Source organism: Pseudomonas sp. NFACC42-2 (genome assembly GCF_900116055.1).
Classification (GTDB): domain Bacteria; phylum Pseudomonadota; class Gammaproteobacteria; order Pseudomonadales; family Pseudomonadaceae; genus Aquipseudomonas; species Aquipseudomonas marginalis.
In genome coordinates this window covers 38268-58411 of the sequence record NZ_FOZO01000009.1, presented here as the reverse complement: position 1 = coordinate 58411, position 20144 = coordinate 38268, and the positions used below count along the sequence as shown (strand labels likewise).

21 protein-coding genes are annotated in these 20144 nt (G+C 59.8%); 12 read left to right on the top strand and 9 right to left on the bottom strand.

Annotated features, from left to right (window positions below):
• The 3 genes from BM416_RS17770 (at position 1) to BM416_RS17760 (ending at position 3539) form a co-directional block, all read left to right on the top strand.
• Entirely contained in the window at positions 1-1161 is a 1161-nt protein-coding gene (locus BM416_RS17770) for an ABC transporter ATP-binding protein (protein ID WP_065939136.1), read from the top strand.
• 85 nt (positions 1162-1246) lie between these two features.
• Positions 1247-2593 (top strand): carbohydrate porin, encoded by a 1347-nt coding sequence (locus tag BM416_RS17765; RefSeq protein ID WP_065925933.1) that lies wholly within the window; start codon positions 1247-1249, stop codon positions 2591-2593.
• A 100-nt stretch (positions 2594-2693) separates the two neighbouring features.
• Positions 2694-3539, top strand: a complete 846-nt coding sequence (locus BM416_RS17760; RefSeq protein WP_092488915.1) for a D-hexose-6-phosphate mutarotase — start codon at positions 2694-2696, stop codon at positions 3537-3539.
• 136 nt (positions 3540-3675) lie between these two features.
• On the opposite strand, the gene BM416_RS17755 is transcribed toward BM416_RS17760, so the two are convergent.
• Positions 3676-4536 carry a MurR/RpiR family transcriptional regulator gene (locus tag BM416_RS17755; protein WP_169898656.1) on the bottom strand — a complete coding sequence of 287 codons (861 nt, stop codon included), beginning with the start codon at positions 4534-4536 and terminating at the stop codon, positions 3676-3678.
• A gap of 219 nt (positions 4537-4755) precedes the next feature.
• Between BM416_RS17755 and zwf the strand changes: the two genes are divergently transcribed.
• From zwf to BM416_RS17740, 3 genes are read left to right on the top strand one after another with little or no spacing between them, the layout of a single operon-like run.
• The gene (zwf, locus tag BM416_RS17750) at positions 4756-6222 is read left to right on the top strand and encodes a glucose-6-phosphate dehydrogenase (RefSeq protein WP_027605596.1); all 1467 of its coding nucleotides are present in this window, start codon (positions 4756-4758) and stop codon (positions 6220-6222) included.
• Positions 6209-6922 carry a 6-phosphogluconolactonase gene (gene pgl, locus BM416_RS17745; protein WP_092488914.1) on the top strand — a complete coding sequence of 238 codons (714 nt, stop codon included), beginning with the start codon at positions 6209-6211 and terminating at the stop codon, positions 6920-6922. Before zwf ends, pgl begins: the two co-directional genes overlap by 14 nt.
• 17 nt (positions 6923-6939) lie before the next feature.
• A complete protein-coding gene (locus tag BM416_RS17740) occupies positions 6940-7605 on the top strand; it encodes a bifunctional 4-hydroxy-2-oxoglutarate aldolase/2-dehydro-3-deoxy-phosphogluconate aldolase (protein ID WP_026067364.1) in 666 nt (221 codons plus the stop codon).
• Between the two features lie 101 nt (positions 7606-7706).
• Here BM416_RS17740 and BM416_RS17735 read toward each other — a convergent pair whose 3' ends face one another.
• Positions 7707-8882 (bottom strand): aminotransferase class V-fold PLP-dependent enzyme, encoded by a 1176-nt coding sequence (locus BM416_RS17735; protein WP_092488913.1) that lies wholly within the window; start codon positions 8880-8882, stop codon positions 7707-7709.
• A 10-nt stretch (positions 8883-8892) separates the two neighbouring features.
• Positions 8893-9129 (bottom strand): DUF3820 family protein, encoded by a 237-nt coding sequence (locus tag BM416_RS17730; RefSeq protein ID WP_017139191.1) that lies wholly within the window; start codon positions 9127-9129, stop codon positions 8893-8895.
• A gap of 207 nt (positions 9130-9336) precedes the next feature.
• Here BM416_RS17730 and BM416_RS17725 point away from each other — a divergent pair, with 207 nt between their 5' ends.
• The gene (locus BM416_RS17725; protein WP_010208206.1) at positions 9337-9804 is read left to right on the top strand and encodes a ferritin-like domain-containing protein; all 468 of its coding nucleotides are present in this window, start codon (positions 9337-9339) and stop codon (positions 9802-9804) included.
• A 137-nt stretch (positions 9805-9941) separates the two neighbouring features.
• Here the strand turns inward: BM416_RS17725 and BM416_RS17720 are convergent, their stop codons facing one another.
• Together BM416_RS17720 and BM416_RS17715 are read right to left on the bottom strand one after the other, a co-directional pair.
• On the bottom strand, positions 9942-10412 hold the full coding sequence (locus tag BM416_RS17720; RefSeq protein ID WP_024077080.1) for a MaoC family dehydratase: 471 nt from the start codon (positions 10410-10412) through the stop codon (positions 9942-9944).
• A gap of 57 nt (positions 10413-10469) precedes the next feature.
• A complete protein-coding gene (locus BM416_RS17715) occupies positions 10470-11414 on the bottom strand; it encodes an alpha/beta hydrolase (protein WP_092488912.1) in 945 nt (314 codons plus the stop codon).
• A gap of 223 nt (positions 11415-11637) precedes the next feature.
• Here BM416_RS17715 and fadD2 point away from each other — a divergent pair, with 223 nt between their 5' ends.
• Entirely contained in the window at positions 11638-13326 is a 1689-nt protein-coding gene (gene fadD2 / locus BM416_RS17710; RefSeq protein ID WP_092488911.1) for a long-chain-fatty-acid--CoA ligase FadD2, read from the top strand.
• A gap of 385 nt (positions 13327-13711) precedes the next feature.
• On the top strand, positions 13712-15403 hold the full coding sequence (fadD1, locus tag BM416_RS17705; RefSeq protein WP_092488910.1) for a long-chain-fatty-acid--CoA ligase FadD1: 1692 nt from the start codon (positions 13712-13714) through the stop codon (positions 15401-15403).
• 55 nt (positions 15404-15458) lie between these two features.
• Here fadD1 and BM416_RS17700 read toward each other — a convergent pair whose 3' ends face one another.
• Positions 15459-15836 carry a hypothetical protein gene (locus BM416_RS17700; protein ID WP_027605603.1) on the bottom strand — a complete coding sequence of 126 codons (378 nt, stop codon included), beginning with the start codon at positions 15834-15836 and terminating at the stop codon, positions 15459-15461.
• Positions 15837-16037: 201 nt separating this feature from the next.
• Between BM416_RS17700 and BM416_RS17695 the strand changes: the two genes are divergently transcribed.
• From BM416_RS17695 to def, 3 genes are all read left to right on the top strand, one after another.
• Positions 16038-16223 (top strand): CsbD family protein, encoded by a 186-nt coding sequence (locus BM416_RS17695; RefSeq protein ID WP_092488909.1) that lies wholly within the window; start codon positions 16038-16040, stop codon positions 16221-16223.
• A gap of 167 nt (positions 16224-16390) precedes the next feature.
• A complete protein-coding gene (locus BM416_RS17690) occupies positions 16391-17341 on the top strand; it encodes a YihY/virulence factor BrkB family protein (RefSeq protein ID WP_092488908.1) in 951 nt (316 codons plus the stop codon).
• Positions 17342-17344: 3 nt separating this feature from the next.
• Positions 17345-17884, top strand: a complete 540-nt coding sequence (gene def, locus BM416_RS17685) for a peptide deformylase (protein WP_027605605.1) — start codon at positions 17345-17347, stop codon at positions 17882-17884.
• A 38-nt stretch (positions 17885-17922) separates the two neighbouring features.
• Here def and BM416_RS17680 read toward each other — a convergent pair whose 3' ends face one another.
• From BM416_RS17680 to BM416_RS17670, 3 genes are all read right to left on the bottom strand, one after another.
• Positions 17923-18741 carry a class I SAM-dependent methyltransferase gene (locus tag BM416_RS17680; RefSeq protein WP_092488975.1) on the bottom strand — a complete coding sequence of 273 codons (819 nt, stop codon included), beginning with the start codon at positions 18739-18741 and terminating at the stop codon, positions 17923-17925.
• Between the two features lie 60 nt (positions 18742-18801).
• Positions 18802-19239, bottom strand: coding sequence for a GNAT family N-acetyltransferase (locus BM416_RS17675; RefSeq protein ID WP_092488907.1), 438 nt, complete (start codon positions 19237-19239; stop codon positions 18802-18804).
• A gap of 287 nt (positions 19240-19526) precedes the next feature.
• Positions 19527-20027 (bottom strand): hypothetical protein, encoded by a 501-nt coding sequence (locus tag BM416_RS17670; protein WP_092488906.1) that lies wholly within the window; start codon positions 20025-20027, stop codon positions 19527-19529.
• Between the last annotated feature and the right edge of the window lie 117 nt (positions 20028-20144).

The following is a 20144-nucleotide window of genomic DNA, read 5'->3' as shown; positions in this document are numbered from 1 at the left end:
ATGGCTACGCTTGAACTTCGCAATGTAAACAAGACCTATGGCGCCGGCCTGCCCGACACCTTGAAGAACATCGAACTGTCGATCAAGGAAGGGGAGTTCCTGATCCTGGTCGGCCCTTCGGGTTGCGGTAAGTCCACGCTGATGAACTGCATCGCCGGCCTGGAGACCATCACCGGCGGCGCGATCATGATCGGCGACCAGGACGTCAGCGGCATGAGCCCCAAGGACCGTGACATCGCCATGGTGTTCCAGTCCTACGCGCTGTACCCGACCATGAGCGTGCGCGAGAACATCGAGTTCGGCCTCAAGATCCGCAAGATGCCCCAGGCCGACATCGACGCCGAAGTGGCGCGCGTGGCCAAGCTGCTGCAGATCGAACACCTGCTCAACCGCAAGCCGGGCCAGCTCTCCGGCGGCCAGCAACAGCGCGTGGCCATGGGCCGGGCACTGGCACGTCGGCCGAAGATCTACCTGTTCGACGAACCGCTGTCGAACCTCGACGCCAAGCTACGCGTCGAGATGCGTACCGAAATGAAGCTGATGCACCAGCGCCTCAAGACCACCACCGTCTACGTGACCCACGACCAGATCGAAGCGATGACCCTGGGCGATAAGGTGGCGGTGATGAAGGACGGCATCATCCAACAATTCGGCACGCCGAAAGAAATTTACAACGACCCTGCTAACCTATTTGTGGCAAGCTTTATCGGTTCACCACCGATGAACTTCGTACCTATGCGCCTAAAACGCAAGGACGGGAAGTTGGTGGCGCTGCTCGACAGCGGCCAGGCGCGATGCGAATTGCCGCTGGGTATGAACGACGCCGGCCTGGAAGACCGTGATGTGATTCTGGGCCTGCGCCCGGAGCAGATCGTGTTGGCGGCGGGTGAGGGTAATGGTTCATCGAGCATTCGTGCCGAGGTCCAGGTCACCGAGCCGACCGGCCCGGACACACTGGTGTTTGTGCAGCTCAATGACACCAAGGTCTGCTGCCGTTTGGCGCCTGATGTGGCGCCGCAGGTGGGCGAGACCCTGACACTGCAATTCGATCCATCCAAGGTATTGCTGTTCGACGCCAACACGGGCGAGCGCCTCGGCACTGCTTCTTCATTGCCCGCACAGGGGCATGCGGACAACGTGGCCCAATTCAAAGGTCGCTGAAGTAGATAAGTTGTTGTTTTAGATGAAAAAAGTAACCCGCGTTAGATAAAAACAGTTTAATAACAATAAAGACGAGGATGTAGGGATGAAAAAGCAACACAACAACACTCGGCTGATCTGCCAACTGTCAGCAGCAGCAGCCCTTGTACTGTCCGCCAATGCGATGGCGGCCGATGCATTCAGTGCCGACTCCAAGTGGATGACCGGTGATTGGGGCGGCGAGCGTACCAAGCTGATCGAGCAAGGTATCGACATCAAGGCTGACTACGTAGGGGAAATGGGCGCCAACCTGCGCGGCGGCTACAACGACGACAGGACCGGCCGTTACTCCGACCAGTTCGGGTTGGGCGTGGCGCTGGACCTGCAAAAGCTGTGGGGCTGGGATAACACCCAGGCCAAGATCCAGCTGACTAACCGTAATGGCCAGAACATCTCCAACGACCGCATTGGCGACCCGCGTGCCGGCACGCTGAGCTCGTCCATGGAAGTCTACGGTCGTGGCCACATGGTGCGTCTGACCCAGTTCTGGATTCAGCACCAGATGTTCGACAACAAGCTGGACGTGAAGCTCGGCTACTTCGGTGAAGGCGAAGACTTCAACACCTTCCCGTGCGACTTCCAGAACCTGTCGTTCTGTGGCTCCCAGGTCGGCAACTATGTAAACACCTGGTACAACTGGCCGGTCAGCCAGGCCGCGATCCGCGTGAAGTACAACATCACGCCTGAGCTGTATGCGCAAATCGGTGCATACAACCAGAACCCGTCGCAGCTGGAGCACGGCAACGGCTTCAAACTCAGCGGCAGCGGCACCAAGGGCACCGTGATTCCGGTGGAGTTGGTCTGGTCGCCGAAGGTGAATAACCTGCCGGGCGAATACCGTGTGGGTTACTACAAGAGCGCCGCCGATGCTGCTGACGTTCGTGAAGACGTCAATGGCAACGATGCTGCTACCACCGGTGCGGCCTACCGTACCCGCAGCAGCAAAAAAGGCTACTGGTTCGTTGCCCAGCAGCAACTCACCACCCATAACGGCGACGCTTCCCGTGGCTTGAACATCGCCGCCAACGCGACCTTCCACGACAAGGAAACCAACCTGGTCGACAACTACCAGTCGTTGATGCTGGTGTACAAAGGCCCATTCGACGCGCGTCCGAAAGATGACGTCGGTATTGGTGCTGCGCGTCTGCACGTCAACGATGACGTGAAGAAAAACGCCGAACTGCTGAATGCCGCCAACGGCGTGGCCGACTACGACAACCCGCTGTTCTCGCCGATCCGCGAAACCGAGTACAACTTCGAAATCAACTACGGTTTCCACGTCACCAACTGGCTGACCGTGCGTCCCAACCTGCAGTACGTTGTCCAACCGGGCGGCGTGGATAAAGTCGACAACGCGCTGGTGGCGGGCCTGAAAATTCAGTCTACGTTCTAACGCTGTTGCGATAAGCTCCTTCTCTCTGTGCGCATTTTGCGGGTAGCCATGGCTATCCGCTTTTTTTTGGGTGGCACTGTGATATTTGGGACCGTGGCACATGCATGAGCAACCGCTGCAACGCTTTTTCAAATCCCTGCGCGAGCGTCCGGTGTTCGCCTGGGAGCGCTTTCAGATGCGCGACGTGTTGGTAATCGACCATCCGCTGTGCCAGGCGGTGTTCAGTCGCCAGGGCGCGCAACTGTTGCACTTTCAGCCCCGTGGCCAGAAACCCTGGCTGTGGTGTGCGGCCAAGTGGCCGCAAGTCGGCGCCATCCGTGGCGGAGTGCCGGTGTGCTGGCCGTGGTATGGCCGCCATCCGAGCGAAAACGCATGGCCGTCCCATGGTTGGGCGCGGTTGATCGACTGGAAACTGCTCGACAGCAGCAGCGACGACGACGGCGTGCGCCTGCACTGGCAATTGCAGCTGTGCGACTGGCAGGTCGACCTGCACGCGCACCTGGGCGACACCCTGGAACTGCGCCTGAGCACCGAGCATCAGGACGAGTTACCGTGCCAGTTGAGCCATGCTTTGCACGCTTACTGGCGTATTGGACACGTCGATGAGATAGCGCTGTCTGGGCTCGACGGCGCGCACGGTTACGACCAGCTCAATCGCCAGGCGTGCCAGCAGGAAGGCGAACTAAGGGTTGATGGCGGCTGCCAGCGGGTGTTCCAGCACGATGGTGAACTGCACCTCAAGGATCACGCCTGGCAGCGTGAATTGTGCATTGATACCGGCGACAGCGCCGACACCGTTGTATGGCATCCGGGCAGCCGGCCGCTGCTGGGGGTGAGCTTCAACGAGGCGTCGGGGTTTGTGTGCGTGGAGTCGGCAATGGCGGGGGCCAGTTTGGCGCCGGGGGAGCGGGCGCATCTCAGTTTGCAGGCACGGGCTGGGGTTTAGCGGTGTGGTTGATGGCCTCATCGGGGGCAAGTCGAATCATCGCACCGCCCCTCCCACATTTGAAGGTATTCACAAATCAAACTGTGGGAGGGGGATTGCCCCCGATGAGGCCAGTGAAGCCAGCACACAGGCTGGCTTAGTTAAACTCATCCCCCACCGGATACCGGCTGTCATTCAAGCTCTCTTTGATCTTGCGCAAATGCGGCTGGAAATCCACTCCACGGCGCAAGGTCATGCCGGTGGCCAGCACATCCAGCACCGTCAACTGAATGATCCGTGAGGTCATCGGCATATAGATGTCGGTGTCTTCGGGCAGCGGAATGTTCAGGCTTACGGTGCTGGCCTTGGCCAGCGGCGAGTTCTCGGCGGTTACGCCCAGCACCGACGCACCGTTTTCCCGGGCGATACGCGCCACTTCCACCAGCTCACGGGTGCGGCCGGTGTAGGAAATGATCACGAACAGCTCGCCCGTGTGGGCCACCGAGGCGATCATGCGTTGCATCAGCACGTCGGCGTGAGCGGTGACCGCCAGGTTGAAGCGGAAAAACTTGTGCAGCGCGTCCATGGCCACGGGCGCCGAAGCGCCCAGGCCGAAGAAGTGGATCTGCCGCGCCTGGATCAACAGGTCCACGGCCTTGCTGATCAGGGCCGGGTCCAGGGCCTGGCAGGCGGCGTCCAGCGAGGCGATGGCGCTGCCAAAGATCTTCTGGGTGTAGGCCTCGGGGTTATCATCGGCCTCCACGGCGCGGCTGACGTACGCTGCGCCACTGGCCAGGCTTTGCGCCAACTGCAATTTAAGTTCAGGGTAACCGCTGACGCCGAACGAACGGCAGAAACGGTTGACCGTCGGTTCACTGACCGAGGCGGCCTGGGCAAGGGCTGCGATGGAGAAGCGGGTCGCCTGCTGCGGGTTGAGCAGGATGACCTCGGCCACTTTTTTCTCAGCCTTGTTCAATTCTTCGAGGCGGTTCCGGATCTGTTCCAGAAGATTTCGCACGCGGTCCATTCAGTCTTTCCTTCGGGCGACGATGCAAATAAAGGGTGGCAACCAATCGACGAGTGGCCTTTTGCGGTGGCCTATCCTACTGAGGGTAGCTGAACACCACCACTCGGAATGCGTATTTCCGGAAAATGTTGTGGTTATTACTACATTTTTCCTTGAGTGATGCCTTGAAAAAAGGTATTTGTAGCTTAACTTGATAAAAGAACAAACATCATGCCTTCGATAACCGTAGAACCCTGCACCTTTGCCCTGTTTGGCGCCTTGGGTGATCTGGCGCTGCGCAAGTTATTTCCTGCTCTCTATCAACTCGATGGCGCCGGGCTGCTGCACGACGATACCCGTATCCTGGCCCTGGCCCGGGAAGCCGGTTCCGAGCAGCAACACCTGGCCCATATCGAAAAAGAATTGCGTAAATACGTCGGCAAGGAACTGGACGAGAGCATCGCCCAGCGCTTCCTGGCGCGCCTGACCTATGTCCACGTCGACTTCATGAAGGCCGATGACTACGTGGCCCTGGCGGAAAAGGCCGGCACCGAGCAACGCCTGATTGCCTACTTCGCCACGCCTGCGGCGGTGTACGGTGCGATCTGCGAGAACCTGTCCAAGGTCGGCCTGGCGGAAAACACCCGCGTCGTGCTGGAGAAACCCATCGGTTCGGACCTGGAATCCTCGCGCAAGGTCAACGACGCCGTGGCGCAGTTCTTCCCGGAAAACCGCACCTACCGTATCGACCACTACCTGGGCAAAGAGACCGTCCAGAACCTGATCGCCCTGCGTTTCGCCAACAGCCTGTTCGAAACCCAGTGGAACCAGAACTACATTTCCCATGTGGAAATCACCGTGGCCGAGCAGGTCGGCATCGAAGGCCGTTGGGGCTATTTCGACAAGGCCGGCCAGTTGCGCGACATGATCCAGAACCACCTGCTGCAACTGCTTTGCCTGATCGCCATGGACCCGCCGGCCGACCTGTCCGCCGACAGCATCCGTGACGAGAAGGTCAAGGTGCTCAAGGCCCTGGCGCCGATCAGCCCGGATGGCCTTACCACTCAGGTGGTGCGTGGCCAGTACATCGCCGGCTACAGCGCCGGCAAGCCGGTGCCCGGTTACCTGGAAGAAGAGAACTCCAACACCCAGAGCGACACCGAAACCTTCGTCGCCCTGCGCGCCGACATTCGTAACTGGCGTTGGGCCGGGGTGCCGTTCTACCTGCGTACCGGCAAGCGCATGCCGCAGAAGCTGTCGCAGATCGTCATCCACTTCAAGGAGCCGTCCCACTATATCTTCGCTCCCGAGCAGCGCCTGCAGATCAGCAACAAGCTGATCATCCGCCTGCAGCCGGACGAAGGTATTTCCTTGCGCGTGATGACCAAGGAGCAGGGCCTGGACAAGGGCATGCAACTGCGCAGCGGGCCATTGCAACTGAATTTTTCCGATACCTATCGCAGCGCGCGCATCCCCGATGCCTACGAGCGTTTGCTGTTGGAAGTGATGCGCGGCAATCAGAACCTGTTTGTTCGCAAAGATGAAATCGAAGCCGCGTGGAAGTGGTGTGACCAGTTGATCGCCGGGTGGAAAAAATCCGGTGATGCGCCCAAGCCGTATGCGGCGGGGTCCTGGGGGCCGATGAGCTCGATTGCACTGATCACGCGGGATGGGAGGTCTTGGTATGGCGATATCTGAATTGAAACTGCCTCGGGGCGTGACTGCCCACGAGTACCGCACGCCTGTGCTGCTGGCGGACGGCCTGGCCAACGACGTGGCCGAACAACTGCGCGCGGCCATCAGTGCCCGTGGCGAAGCGACCCTGGTGGTGTCCGGTGGCCGCAGCCCCGTGGCGTTTTTCCAGAACCTGGCCAGGCAAGGCCTGGACTGGTCCAAGGTCACCATCACCCTGGCCGATGAGCGCTGGGTGCCGGTGGAACACGCCGACAGCAATGCCGGCCTGTTGAAGCAGCACCTGTTGCAAGGCCCGGCGGCCAAGGCCAGGTTTCTCAGCCTGTACAGCGCCGCCGCCAACCTTGAAGACGCTGCCGAGCAGGCCGATCGCCTGCTGGCCGAGCTGCCGGCCATTGATGTGCTGGTGCTGGGCATGGGCGATGACGGCCACACCGCATCGCTGTTTCCCAACAGCCCGAACCTCGCCGCTGCACTGCAGGCCGACGGTACCCGCCGTTGCTGGCCGATGCTGGCGCCGACCGTGCCGCACCAACGCCTGACCATGAGTCGCGCATTGCTGGCCACCGCCCACTACACCGCGCTGTCGATTTCCGGCAGTTCGAAATTGACCACCTTGAGCGCCGCGCTGGCCAGTGACGACGTCGCTGCCATGCCGATTCGCGCGTTTTTGCAACCTACTTTAGAGATTTACTGGTGCCCATGAGCCAAGGATCAGCCGCTATGAAAAGCCCTCAACCGACCGTGTCCATGGCGGATAAAGTTGCCCTGATCGACAGCCTCTGCGCCAAGGCGCGGATCCTGCCGGTGATCACCATCGCCCGCGAACAGGACATCCTGCCGCTGGCCGATGCCCTGGCAGCCGGTGGTTTGACCGCATTGGAAGTGACCTTGCGTTCCGAGTTCGGCCTCAAGGCCATTCAGGTGCTGCGTGAGCAGCGGCCTGAACTGTGCACCGGCGCCGGCACCGTACTCGACCGCCACATGCTTGAAGCGGCGGAAGTCGCCGGTTCGCAATTTATCGTCACTCCCGGCATTACCCGTGACCTGCTGGAAGCCTCGGTACACAGCCCGATCCCGCTGCTGCCAGGCATCAGCAACGCCTCCGGCATCATGGAAGGCTACGGCCTGGGCTACCGTCGCTTCAAACTGTTCCCGGCCGAAGTCAGCGGCGGCGTTGCCGCGATCAAGGCCCTGGGCGGCCCGTTCGGCGAAGTGAAATTCTGCCCGACCGGCGGCGTCGGCCCGGCCAATATCAAAAGCTACATGGCGTTGAAAAACGTGATGTGCGTGGGCGGTAGCTGGATGCTTGACCCGGAGTGGGTCAAGAACGGCGACTGGGCCCGCATCCAGGAAGTCACCGCGCAGGCGCTGGCGCTGCTGGATTGATCTGATTCATCGAATCGTTGTTGCTGTGCTTAACGGCATTTTTGCGGTGCACTTGGTCGGTGTACCGCTTTTTTTTGCCGATAAAAACCTGAGGCCCACCTTTAGTCTCTGCTTAGCTCGGTAATGGCATTGACCAGGACATTGATGTCCTCCGCCGACGTCACCAACCCCGGTGTCACGCGGATACAGGTACCAAACGCCGCACCGGTGCGCGTAGTAGTGAACAGCCCATAGTCCTTGAGCATGCGATCCACCATCACCTGCTGATCCCGCCTGCTGAACTTGAACGCCGTAATCCCGCAATACAGCCGTGGATCATCCGGCGTCAGCACCTCGATCCCCGGCAACGGTCGTACCTGTCTCACCCATAAATCCCGCAGGTAATTGACCCGCGCACCCTTGGCCGCCGCGCCGCCCATGGCGCGATGTTCTTCAAACACCAGCGGCAACGTCATTAACGCGGGGAAATTCGGCGTGCTGTACGACGTACGGGCACGCACGTCGGTGGCGGGGTAGTGGAACTCGCCCATGTCCGGATCAATATCTGCCAGGCGTTCGGGGGCGATATAGAGGAACCCCAGGGTCAGCGGCGCGCCGATCCATTTGTGCAGGTTGAAGCCGGCGAACGCAATGCCCAGTTCGGCGAGGTTGAACTCGATCTGGCCCAGTGCATGGGCGCCGTCGAGGATCACGTCGATGGCATGCTCACGCGCAGCCTTGGCGATGGCCTCTACGGGCATCACCAGGCCGGTGCGGTGGGTCACATGGGTCAGTGCCATGAGCTTCAGGCGCGGGTATTGGGCGAACGCATCGCGATAGGTCTGCACCAGGCTGTCGAAACTGGCCGGGTGGGTGTGGGACAGCTCTATCACCTCCACACCGCGAACCCCCGCCAACCAGCGCATCGCACCTTTGACCGTGTCGTATTCCAGGTCGCTGATCAGCACCTGATCGCCGGGTTGCAGGCGGTTGTAGTTGCGGATCAGCGACTGCAAGGCTTCGGTGGCGTTGCGGGTAAAGGCGACTGCCTCGGGGTCGACGTCGATCAGGCCCGCCAGTTGGCGGCGGATCTCGACATTTTCACCTTGCTCGAAGCGCTGGCGCACATACAGCGAGTTGCTGCGGTTGATAAACGCCACGTGCTCCAGGTACTGCGCCTGCACGTCGCGGCTCATACGCCCGAAGTAGCCGTTCTCCAGGTTGATCGGGCCGGGCTCCAGCGCATAGCGCTGGGCGATGGCCTGCCAGTGAGGTTCGTTGTCAGCATTCCTTGGCATGGTGAGTCTCTCAATGGCGGGGGGCGGGTTTGCCGTGTTTAACGCGCAGCGGTTCCAACAATTCAGACAAGCCGTTGTGGTCGATTTCCTGCATCAATGCCAGCAACCCGCCCAGTTCGCCGTGGGGAAAGCCCTCGCGGGCGAACCAGTTCAGGTAGGGGCCCGGCAGGTCGGCGATGATCCGGCCCTTGTACTTGCCGAAGGGCATTTCGCGGGTGATCAGCAGTTCGAGTTTTTCGGGATTCATGGGCTTCGTGTTGAGTGAGGCGAGGTCTTCGAAAATACAGGCATTCTGCATGAAGGCCAAATGACAGATCATGCAAATAACGTACATACAGATGGTTCAAATATTTTTAAGTTATTGAAAATAAACACAAAAGTAATTTTTCAAAAACTGGCACGGGCGCTGCAATCATTAAGACAACCCTTCTTCACCTGCCTAAGGAATTGAAAAATGACTGATATCAACAAAGAATCGATCTCCGTACTGAACGACCTGATCGAGACCAGCATCGACGGCCAGAAAGGCTTCAAGGAATGCGCAGAAGACATCAAGCATCCGGAACTCAAGGCGCTGTTTGCCAAGCGCTCCGCTGACTGCGCTACCGCCGCTGCCGAATTGAAGACCGCCGTGCGTGCCCTGGGTGGTGATCCGGAAGACTCCGGCAGCGTAGCCGGCGCCCTGCACCGTGGCTGGGTCGACGTGAAGTCGATGCTGACCGGTAAGGACGAAGAGGCTGTGCTGAACGAAGCCGAGCGCGGCGAAGACCACGCACTGAAGGCTTACAAAGAAGCCATCGAAAAGATCAACAAGCACAACCTGCTGGGCATTCGTGACCTGGTTGAGCGTCAGTACCACGGCGTGCAACGCAATCACGACCAGGTAAAAGCCCTGCGTAACCAGGCTCGCGCTCAGTCCTAAGCGCTGCTGTGTAAGACATGTGGGAGGGGGCTTGCTCCCGATAGCGGTGGATCAGTCGATATTTCAATGACTGACACACCGCCATCGGGGGCAAGCCCCCTCCCACATTTGCAGGGTGTTGGCCTTGAAAACCGTACTCAGCCGATGCTGATCGGCGGCAACTCGGTCAAGGTCACGACCTGCTGCTTGCGCGGCGCAAGAATTTCCGCCTCGCCATCCACCACCAGCTCATCGCGCTGGTTGAACACACGGGTGGCAATGCGTACGCGAAACTTCGGCAGCTTCTCGAGGATTTCCAGGCGCACGGTCAGGGTATCGCCGATTTTCACCGGCTTCTGGAAGGTCATCTGCTGGCCGATATAGATAGTGCCCGGCCCGGGCAGTTCACACGCAACGGCTGCGCTGATCAGGGCGCCGCTGAACATACCGTGGGCGATACGCTCCTTGAACATGGTCGCCTTGGCGTATTCAGCATCCAGGTGCACCGGGTTGTGGTCGCCGGACATGGCGGCAAACAGCTGGATATCACGCTCTTCGACGGTCTTGCTGTAGCTGGCGGTCTGGCCGACTTCAAGGGCTTCGTACGGGGTGTTGGTTACCTGGGTCATCTAAAGGTGCATCCTGTGGCTAATCGGTAATTTAACTATCTGATTTTAAACGTAAATTTATTCGCAATGGGCCGGCCTGCGCAAGGTCAGGGCCTGGTCGAGCCACCTCAGCACATCGGCGGTGACTTCGTCGCGATTGGTTTCGTTGAACACTTCGTGACGTGCCTGCGGGTAGATATTCAGTTGCAGGTGCTGGCTGCCGGCCTCACGCAGGGCATGGGCCAGGCTTTTGAGACGCTTGCCCTCACTGACCGGATCACATTCGCCGCCCATCACCAGGATCGGCAGGCCCGGATCGATCTGGGCGAGATTGGACGCTTTGCTGATTTGCTGCAAGCCGCCGAGCAGATCGATCCATAGTTGGTTGGTACAGCGGAAGCCGCAGAGTGGATCGTTGATGTATTTGTCGACTTCGTTCGGGTCACGGCTGAGCCAGTCGAACGCGGTGCGATTGGGCTTGAATGCCTTGTTGAACGAGCCGAAGGACAGGAACTCGATCAATGCACTGCGCCCGCGCACACCCTGGCGCAGGCGTTCGGCGCGAGCGATCAGCCGTGCGGCGCGGTACAGCGCCACCGGCTGGAAATTCGAACCGCTGAGAATCGCTCCATGCAGGCTGGCGCTGTGGTGCAGCAGGTAGGCCTGGGCGATATAGCTGCCCATGCTGTGGCCGAGCAAAATGATCGGCAGCCCCGGATGCTGCTGGCCGATGTGCTGGTTGAGGCTGGCCAGGTCGCCCACCACTTTGTTCCAGCCGTCCTTTTCGGCATACAGGCCCAGCGTACCTTCGTCGGCGGTGCGGCCGTGGCCACGCTGGTCCGGCGCATACACGCCATAGCCGGCACTGCCCAGGGCTTCGGCCAGCCGCGCATAGCGCCCGCTGTGCTCCGCCATGCCGTGGGACAGCATGACCACCGCCTTGGCCGGCCCTTCGGGCATCCAATGATTGACGTACAGGCGGCTGCGGTCATTCGCGGTCAGCCAGAAGGTGCTGTGGTTCATGGGGTTCCCTTTCTCAAGGTCTGCTCAAGGTCTGATCGACGTTGTTGCAGTGTATAGCTCATCTGTCAGGCGACGGGGTATCTGCCTGCGCATCAGGGACAAGATTCATACAATCAATGACGCAATTTGCTGTATTTGCCTGTTTGGCCATAGCTGCTAACGTCCCCCAAGCTCCGCTTTCTATAAAAGCGGCCGGACACCTTCAGGTAAGGGGACAAGAATAATGCAACCTGATTTCTGGAATGACAAACGCGCGGCGGGCGTTCCCAATGACATCGACCTGTCGGCCTACAAGTCGGTAATCGAAGTCTTCGAGCGCTCGTGCAAGGCCTTTGCCGACCGTCCGGCATTCAGCAACATGGGCGTCACCCTGACCTACGCCGAGCTTGAGCGCCAGAGTGCGGCGTTCGCCGGCTACCTGCAGCAGCACACCGACCTCAAGCCCGGCGAGCGCATCGCCGTACAGATGCCCAACGTGCTGCACTACCCGATTGCCGTGTTCGGCGCACTGCGCGCCGGGCTGATCGTGGTCAACACCAACCCGCTCTACACCCCGCGCGAGATGCGCCACCAGTTCAAGGACGCCGGCGTGCGTGCCCTGGTCTACCTCAACCTGTTCGGTTCGCGGGTGCAGGACGTGTGCACCGACACCGAGATCGACTACCTGATCGAAGCCAGGATGGGCGACTTCATGCCCGCTGCCAGAGGCTGGCTGGTCAACACCGTGGTCGACAAGGTCAAGAAGATGGTCCCGGCCTACCACCTGCCGCGTGCGGTGTCGTTCAAGCGCGCCCTGCGCATGGGCGCGGGCCTCGGCGTGACGCGCCATCCGGTGAACCTAGACGATATTGCCGTGCTGCAATACACCGGCGGCACCACCGGCCTGGCCAAGGGCGCGATGCTCACCCATGGCAACTTGGTGGCGAACATGCAACAGGTGCGCGCCTGCATGTCCCAGACTGGGGAGGACGGCCACCCGCTGATCAAGGAAGGGCAGGAGGTCATGATCGCGCCGCTGCCGCTGTACCATATCTATGCCTTCACCGCGAACTGCATGTGCATGATGGTCTCGGGTAACCACAATGTACTGATCACCAACCCCAGGGACATCGGCGGGTTTATCAAGGAGCTGAAAAAGTGGCGCTTTACCGGGCTGCTGGGGCTCAACACGCTGTTTGTGGCGTTGATGGACCACCCGGAGTTCAAGAACCTGGATTTCTCCCACCTCAAGCTCACCAACTCTGGTGGCACGGCCCTGATCAAGGCCACGGCCGAACGCTGGGAGCAGATCACCGGCTGCTCGATCGGCGAGGGCTATGGCCTGACGGAAACCTCGCCGGTGGCCAGTACCAACCCCTACGGCAACAAATCACGCCTGGGTACCGTGGGCATCCCGGTGCCCGCCACGGCGATGAAGGTCATTGATGACGAAGGCGCCGAGCTGCCCCTGGGCGAGCGGGGCGAGTTGTGCATCAAGGGCCCGCAGGTGATGAAGGGCTATTGGCAGCAACCGGCCGCCACTGCTGAGGCCCTGGACGCCGAAGGCTGGCTGAAGACCGGTGACATCGCGGTGATCGACGAAGATGGGTTTGTGCGCATTGTCGACCGCAAGAAGGATTTGATCATCGTCTCGGGTTTCAATGTGTACCCCAACGAAATCGAGGACGTGGTGATGGCCCATCCGGCCGTGGCCAACTGCGCGGTGATCGGCGTGCCGGACGAGCGCACGGGGGAGGCGGTGAAACTGTTCGTGGTGGCGCGTGCAGAAGGGGTGAGCCTTGAGGAATTGAAGGCGTACTGCAAGACCAACTTCACGGGTTACAAGGTGCCCAAGCACATTGTCTTGCGCGACTCGTTACCGATGACGCCGGTAGGGAAGATCCTGCGCAGGGAACTACGCGACATCGCCTGATGTGAGGTGCGGTAAAAATGTGGGAGGGGGCTTGCCCCCGATAACGGTGGTTCAGTCTATATATCTGGTGACTGATTTCTCCGCTATCGGGGGCAAGCCCCCTCCCACATTTATCGTGTGTCGTCCTGAAAGCCTTATTCCAGAGCCTTTAATCAAGGAGTTTCACTTCTGTTTAAAGTGTGACCAAATATTGTAGGACAGTCGTGATTATGACTGCGGAGCCCTCTTTAGGCTCTAGTCGGCCCTTGGCAAAGCTGCTACTCTCGGCGCGCTTTGTGACGTCTAGGCCTGCTTTAAAGCGCCAGATTCACCAAAAAAAAACATACACCAATAATAATCGCATCAAATGCGATGATGAATTCGCGTCGCTGAGGAGTGGGCTTCCATGCACGAAGACTTTTGGAAGGATAAGTACCCCGCCGGGATTGCTGCAGAAATCAATCCAGACGAGTATCCGAATATTCAGGCGGTATTGAAGCAGTCCTGCCAGCGCTTCGCCAACAAACCGGCCTTCAGCAACCTGGGCAAGACGATCACCTACGGTGAATTGTACGAACTGTCCGGCGCCTTCGCCGCGTACCTGCAACAGCATACCGACTTGAAGCCCGGCGATCGCATTGCCGTGCAGTTGCCCAACGTCCTGCAATACCCGGTCGCCGTGTTCGGCGCCATCCGTGCCGGCCTGATCGTGGTCAACACCAACCCGCTGTACACCGCGCGGGAAATGGAACACCAATTCAATGATTCCGGTGCCAAGGCGCTGGTCTGCCTGGCCAACATGGCCCACCTGGCGGAAAAGGTCGTGCCCAAGACCGCCGTCAAGCATGTGATCGTCACCGAAGTCGCCGACCTGCTGCCGCCGCTCAAGCGCCTGCTGATCAACAGCGTCATCAAGTACGTGAAGAAAATGGTCCCGGCCTATCACTTGCCCAAGGCGATCAAGTTCAACGATGTACTCGCCAAGGGCCAGGGGCAAGCGGTCAATGAAGTCTGCCCGGCCAGCAGCGATGTGGCCGTATTGCAATACACCGGTGGCACCACCGGCGTGGCCAAGGGCGCGATGCTCACCCACCGCAACCTGGTCGCCAACATGTTGCAATGCAAGGCGCTGATGGGCTCCAACCTCAATGAAGGTTGCGAGATCCTGATCACGCCGCTGCCGCTGTACCACATCTATGCGTTCACCTTTCATTGCATGGCGATGATGCTGATCGGCAACCACAACATCCTGATCAGCAACCCGCGCGACCTGCCGGCGATGGTCAAGGAACTGTCGAAGTGGAAGTTCAGCGGCTTTGTCGGCCTGAACACTCTGTTCGTGGCGCTGTGCAACAACGAAGCCTTCCGCAAGCTGGATTTCTCCGCGCTGAAAGTCACCCTGTCGGGCGGCATGGCCCTGCAACTGGCGGCGGCCGAGCGTTGGAAAGCGGTGACCGGTTGCGGCATCTGCGAAGGCTATGGCATGACCGAAACCAGCCCGGTGGCCACGGTGAACCCGATCCAGCATATCCAGATCGGTACCATCGGCATTCCGGTGCCGTCGACCCTGTGCAAGGTCATCACCGACGACGGCGTCGAGCTGGCCCTGGGTGAAGTCGGCGAACTGTGCGTCAAGGGCCCGCAGGTGATGAAGGGCTACTGGCAGCGCGAAGACGCCACTGCCGAGATGCTCGACAGCGAAGGCTGGCTGAAGACCGGCGACATCGCGATCATCCAGCCGGATGGCTACATGCGCATCGTCGATCGCAAGAAGGACATGATCCTGGTCTCCGGTTTCAACGTGTACCCCAACGAGCTGGAGGACGTGCTGGCGGGCCTGCCGGGCGTACTGCAGTGCGCGGCCATCGGTGTGCCGGATGAAAAATCCGGCGAACACATCAAGCTCTTCATCGTGGTCAAGCCGGGCGCCACCCTGACCAAGGAGCAGGTCATGGAGCACATGCGCGCCAACGTCACCGGCTACAAGGTGCCCAAGGCCGTGGAGTTCCGCGATGCGTTGCCGACCACCAACGTGGGCAAGATCCTGCGCCGCGAATTGCGCGATGAAGAGTTGAAGAAACTCGGTCTTAAAAAGTAATCCGATCCAAATGTGGGAGGGGCTTGCCCCCTCCCACATTTTTTTGACCGCGTTCTTACACGGCGAACTGCGCGAAGCTCACACCCGCACCTGCCGGCCGCACATCCTTCAAGAACGAATCCTTATCCGCGCTCAGCTCCAGGGTAATCTCCGGCTTGCGCTTGCCTGCGTTGCGCACCACCAGCCCCTCGAGCTTTTCACGCAGGAACACGGTCGGCACCTTCAGGTGCAGCAGCTGGTCGGTCTCGGCGTTGTGCATCAACAGGTGAATCCACTCGTACTGGCCGACGGCAATACGCCCCACCGGCAGATCGAACCACCAGATGTTGCGTTTGCGGTCCAGGTCGGTGAAGTGGCAGTTGTTGACGCCGAGTACGGCACCGCCCAGTTCCTGGTTTCTGCGGGCGATGGCCTGTGCTTTATTGAGTTTCATAACCTTCCTACGGGATCTGTTATTCAGCGTTGGAGCCTGAATGTGCCGGGCATTCTCGTGGGTTGGCTGCAAAACATAAAGCCAAACCTGTCGTTGGCGATGAAATGTTCAGCGAAAAATAATTGAAACTCTGCCGAACGGCCTTGGGTCAATCTCTACGTAATGACCAAAACCCTTTGATTGTTCTTTCGGAGAAATACCATGGGCAGCACAGCGGATAAGGCAAAAGGTTTGAAAGACGAGGCCGTCGGTAACATCAAGCAAGGCGTCGGCAAAGTCACCGGCAACGACAAGCTGCGCGCTGAAGGTGTCGTGCAGGAAAAGAAAGGCCAGGTTGAAAAAGCCGTGGGCGACACCAAGGACGCGGTGAAAAAAGCGACCAGGTAAGACTGCCATCGTGCAGCCGGACGGCCATCCACGGATGGCCGTTTTTATGTCACATGCAGTGATTAAAGTTTCGAAATTGTTTCAAGGTCGCCAAATAGGCTACCTTGATGTAGAAAACGGCCCCTGAGTCGCCCATGACCCCCCTTTTTGCGGCGAAAGGAGACGCTATGATTTTTTCGGTTCTCGATGGTCTCAAGCTCCACACAGTGCTGGTGCGTACCGTCAAGGAATTCGTCGATGACGAGATGTCCACCTACGCCTCGGCACTGGCCTACCAGATGCTGTTCTCGTTGTTTCCCTTCCTGCTGTTCCTTATCGCCCTGATCGGTTTCCTGCACCTGCCGGACTTTTTCACCTGGCTGCGCCTGCAATCGGAACTGGTGTTGCCGCCCCAGGCCCTGGAGCAGGTCAACCCGGTGATCGACCAGTTGCAGCAATCCAAGGGCGGTCTGCTCTCGGTGGGTATCGTGATTGCCCTGTGGACCGCCTCTGCTGGCGTGCGCCTGATGATGAGCGCCATGAACGCCGCGTACGACGTCGTGGAAGGCCGGCCGATCTGGAAGCGTTTTCCGCTGTCGGTTTTCTACACCATTGGCATCGCCGGCATGCTGCTGGCCGCTGCCGCGTTGATGGTGCTCGGCCCGCAGGTGATGGAATGGCTGGCCGGCCAGATCGGCATGCAGGAATTCGTGGTGACCTTGTGGACCATCGTGCGATGGCCGCTGATCGTGATCCTGCTGATGTTTGCCGTGGCCCTCATGTATTACGTGATGCCGGACGTCGAGCAGAAATTTCGCTTTATTACCCCAGGTTCGGTGCTTGCGGTGGTGGTGTGGATCGTCGCCTCCCTCGGTTTTGGCTACTACGTCAAAACCTTCGCCGACTACAACGCCATGTATGGCAGCATCGGTGCGATCATCGTGTTGCTCCTGTACTTCTACATTTCCGCCGCCGTGCTGTTGCTGGGGGCGGAGATGAATGCCGTGATCGAGCACATGTCGGCCGAAGGCAAGGAGCCAGGCGCAAAGGATTTCGATGAGCCCGCGCCCGCGCACGAAAAACAACATGTTTCCGGCCTCGGCCGCGACCACTCCAAACCCACTACCGACGAAGTCTGATCGATGATCCGTGAAATCCTGAAAATGGGCGATGAGCGCCTGCTGCGTATCGCCCCGCCGGTACCGCCGGAAATGTTCGACAGCCCCGAGCTGTGGCAATTGATCGACGACATGTTCCAGACCATGGAGCACGTGGGCGGCGTCGGCCTGGCCGCGCCGCAGATAGGCGTCGACCTGCAACTGGTGATCTTTGGGTTCGAAGCCAGCGAGCGCTACCCGGATGCGCCGCCGGTGCCGCAGACCATCCTGATCAACCCATTGATCACGCCGCTCAGCCCGGTGCTGGAAGAAGGCTATGAAGGCTGCCTGTCGGTGCCTGGACTGCGAGGTGCGGTGGACCGTTACCAGCAGATTCGCTACGAGGGGTTTGATCCGAAGGGCGAGCCGATCGTACGTTTTGCCGATGGCTTCCACGCGCGGGTGGTGCAGCATGAATGCGATCACCTGATCGGCCGGCTGTACCCCTCGCGCATTACCGACTTCAGCAAGTTCGGCTTTATTGAAGTGATGTTTCCCGACATGGACCCAACCGCTGACGAGTAATCCCGACCCGTTGAGAACAAAATGTGGGAGGGACCAGGTTATTTGGCCGGTTTGACGAACCGCAACGTCATCCGGTCCGACTCGCCAATCGCCACATACTTCGCCTTATCCTGTTCCCCCAGCTTCAACGTCGGCGGCAACGTCCATACGCCGGCGGGATAATCCTTGGTGTCCTTCGGGTTGGCGTTGACCTCGCTCTGGCCTGCCAGCTTGAACCCCGCGTCGGTGGCCAGTTTCACCACCTGGGCGGTGGTCAGGTAACCGCTGTCCTTGATCGCCTCCAGCTCGGCCCCGTCCTTGGCCCGGTGATCTTCCACACCCAGCACGCCACCCGGTTTCAACACCGTGTAGAACGCGCGGAACGTGGCCTCGGCGGTATCGGCCAGCACCCAGTTATGCACATTGCGGAACGTCAGCACGGCATCCGCCGAAGCAGGTTTGCCGAACACCGGTGCCTTGGGGTCGAACTCGACCACGTCTGCCTTGGCATAGCGCGTCGGGTCGGCGGCGAATTTGTTTTTCAGGTTCTCTTCGGACGTGCGCGCATAGGCGCTGCTGCTTGGCGCTTGCACGGCGGCGATGTAATGCCCGTGCTCCTTGAGCAACGGTGCCAGCAGTTCGCTGTACCAGCCGCCCCCTGGGGTAATTTCGATCACGGTCTGCCTGGCGCCCAGGCCAAAGAATTCCAAGGTCTGCTGCGGGTGGCGATAGCCGTCGCGGGCGCTGTTGGCCGGGTCGCGCCAATTGCCGGCCAACACACTGGCGTATTGCTGGGCGCTGATCGGTGCGTCGGCGGCCTGGCTGAACGTGGGAACGAGGAGGGCGGTAAGGGACAGAGCTGCAAAGGTCGCTTTCATGATCATCCGAAAAGTGGGCCACTGTGTCGCCGAGGCTAGCATGGGGCCCATACGGGGCGATCACACATTATCCGAGGACGACCTCACTAAACGATCTAAGCCCATGGCGATCATCGGTTTGTTGCGCTTGTAGCGCACCAGCCGCTCGCTGAGGGATTGCGGCAATAGCGTGTCCTGAGTGAAACCCATGCGCTGATACAAACCCTCCAGGTCCGGATGGCACAACAACCACAGCGTGCCTTGCACCTCGGCCGCCGCCGCCGCTATCAATCGCCCCGCCAACCCCTGGCCGCGATACGCCGGGTCGACAAACACGCCGGTCAACCACTGTCCGCCGACCACGGGTGTCAGGCACAGACCGGCGACAATCTCGCTGTCGCGCGCTACCCACAAACGCCCGCCCTTGAGCGCCTTCATCGGTGAGTCATGACGGCGATAAAACTTGTTCAGCAGCGGCCACAGCGGCTCAGCCAGCGGGGAGATGTGCAGTTCGGGCATGGTGTTTGGGCAACATAATCAAGGGCCGGGGATTATAAGCGCCTTCTGTGCGGCAATAGGTGGTATACCCAGTGTTACATCCCCTGTAAGTGGAGCATGCATCATGGCCAAAGGTATGGATTCAAAGAAAGCCGCGAAGAAGAAACCGGCAAAGACCGCCGACGAAAAACGCGCCGACAAGAAAGCCAAGAAAACCGAGACCGGCCTGTTCGGTCACTGAGTTAATGATCATTCCCACGCACCCGCGTGGGAATGCCGCCAGGGACGCTCGGCGTCCCACCTGTGACTTAGATCGCCGCCAGGGTTTCCTTCACTGCCTGCGCCTGCGGGTCAGTGGTCTTCGCCGCTACCTGCTGCTCTTGCTGCTGCTTCAAACGCTCGGCCACTTGCTTGGAAATGGCGTCCTGCTTTTCCTGCGACATGTTCTGCACATCCGCCTCGGTCAACCCTTGTTCCTTGAGCAATTGCTCACGGATACGCTCGGCCGGGGTTTTGCTCATGTAATCGGTGAAGTCTGCGCGTGCGGAGCTGGTGGCGGGGACATCCGTCGTCGCCGTGGTGGCCGCTGTGCTGGCCTGCAACTGCACGCGGGTCTTGGCGAAAGCTTCGTCGATGCGATCGCCGGCCTTGTCCAGATCCTTCTGCGCGGCCGGCAGGGTCACGCTTTGCTGCGCCGCTTGCAGGGCACCGCTGTACAGCGTGCTGGCGGCGGCGTTGGCCGGGTCCATGTCGGGACGCGTGATCTTTTGAAGGGTCGACACGGCTTGGGTGTTGTTGTTAACCAGCATGATCGGTCACCTGGGAAAATGTTCGGTGCCATAGCGGGAGCAAATAACATGCCGGGTCCGATAACCCCGGTTTGACTGGATTTGGCCTGGCCGCCGCGGCAAACATTGTCCCGCAGG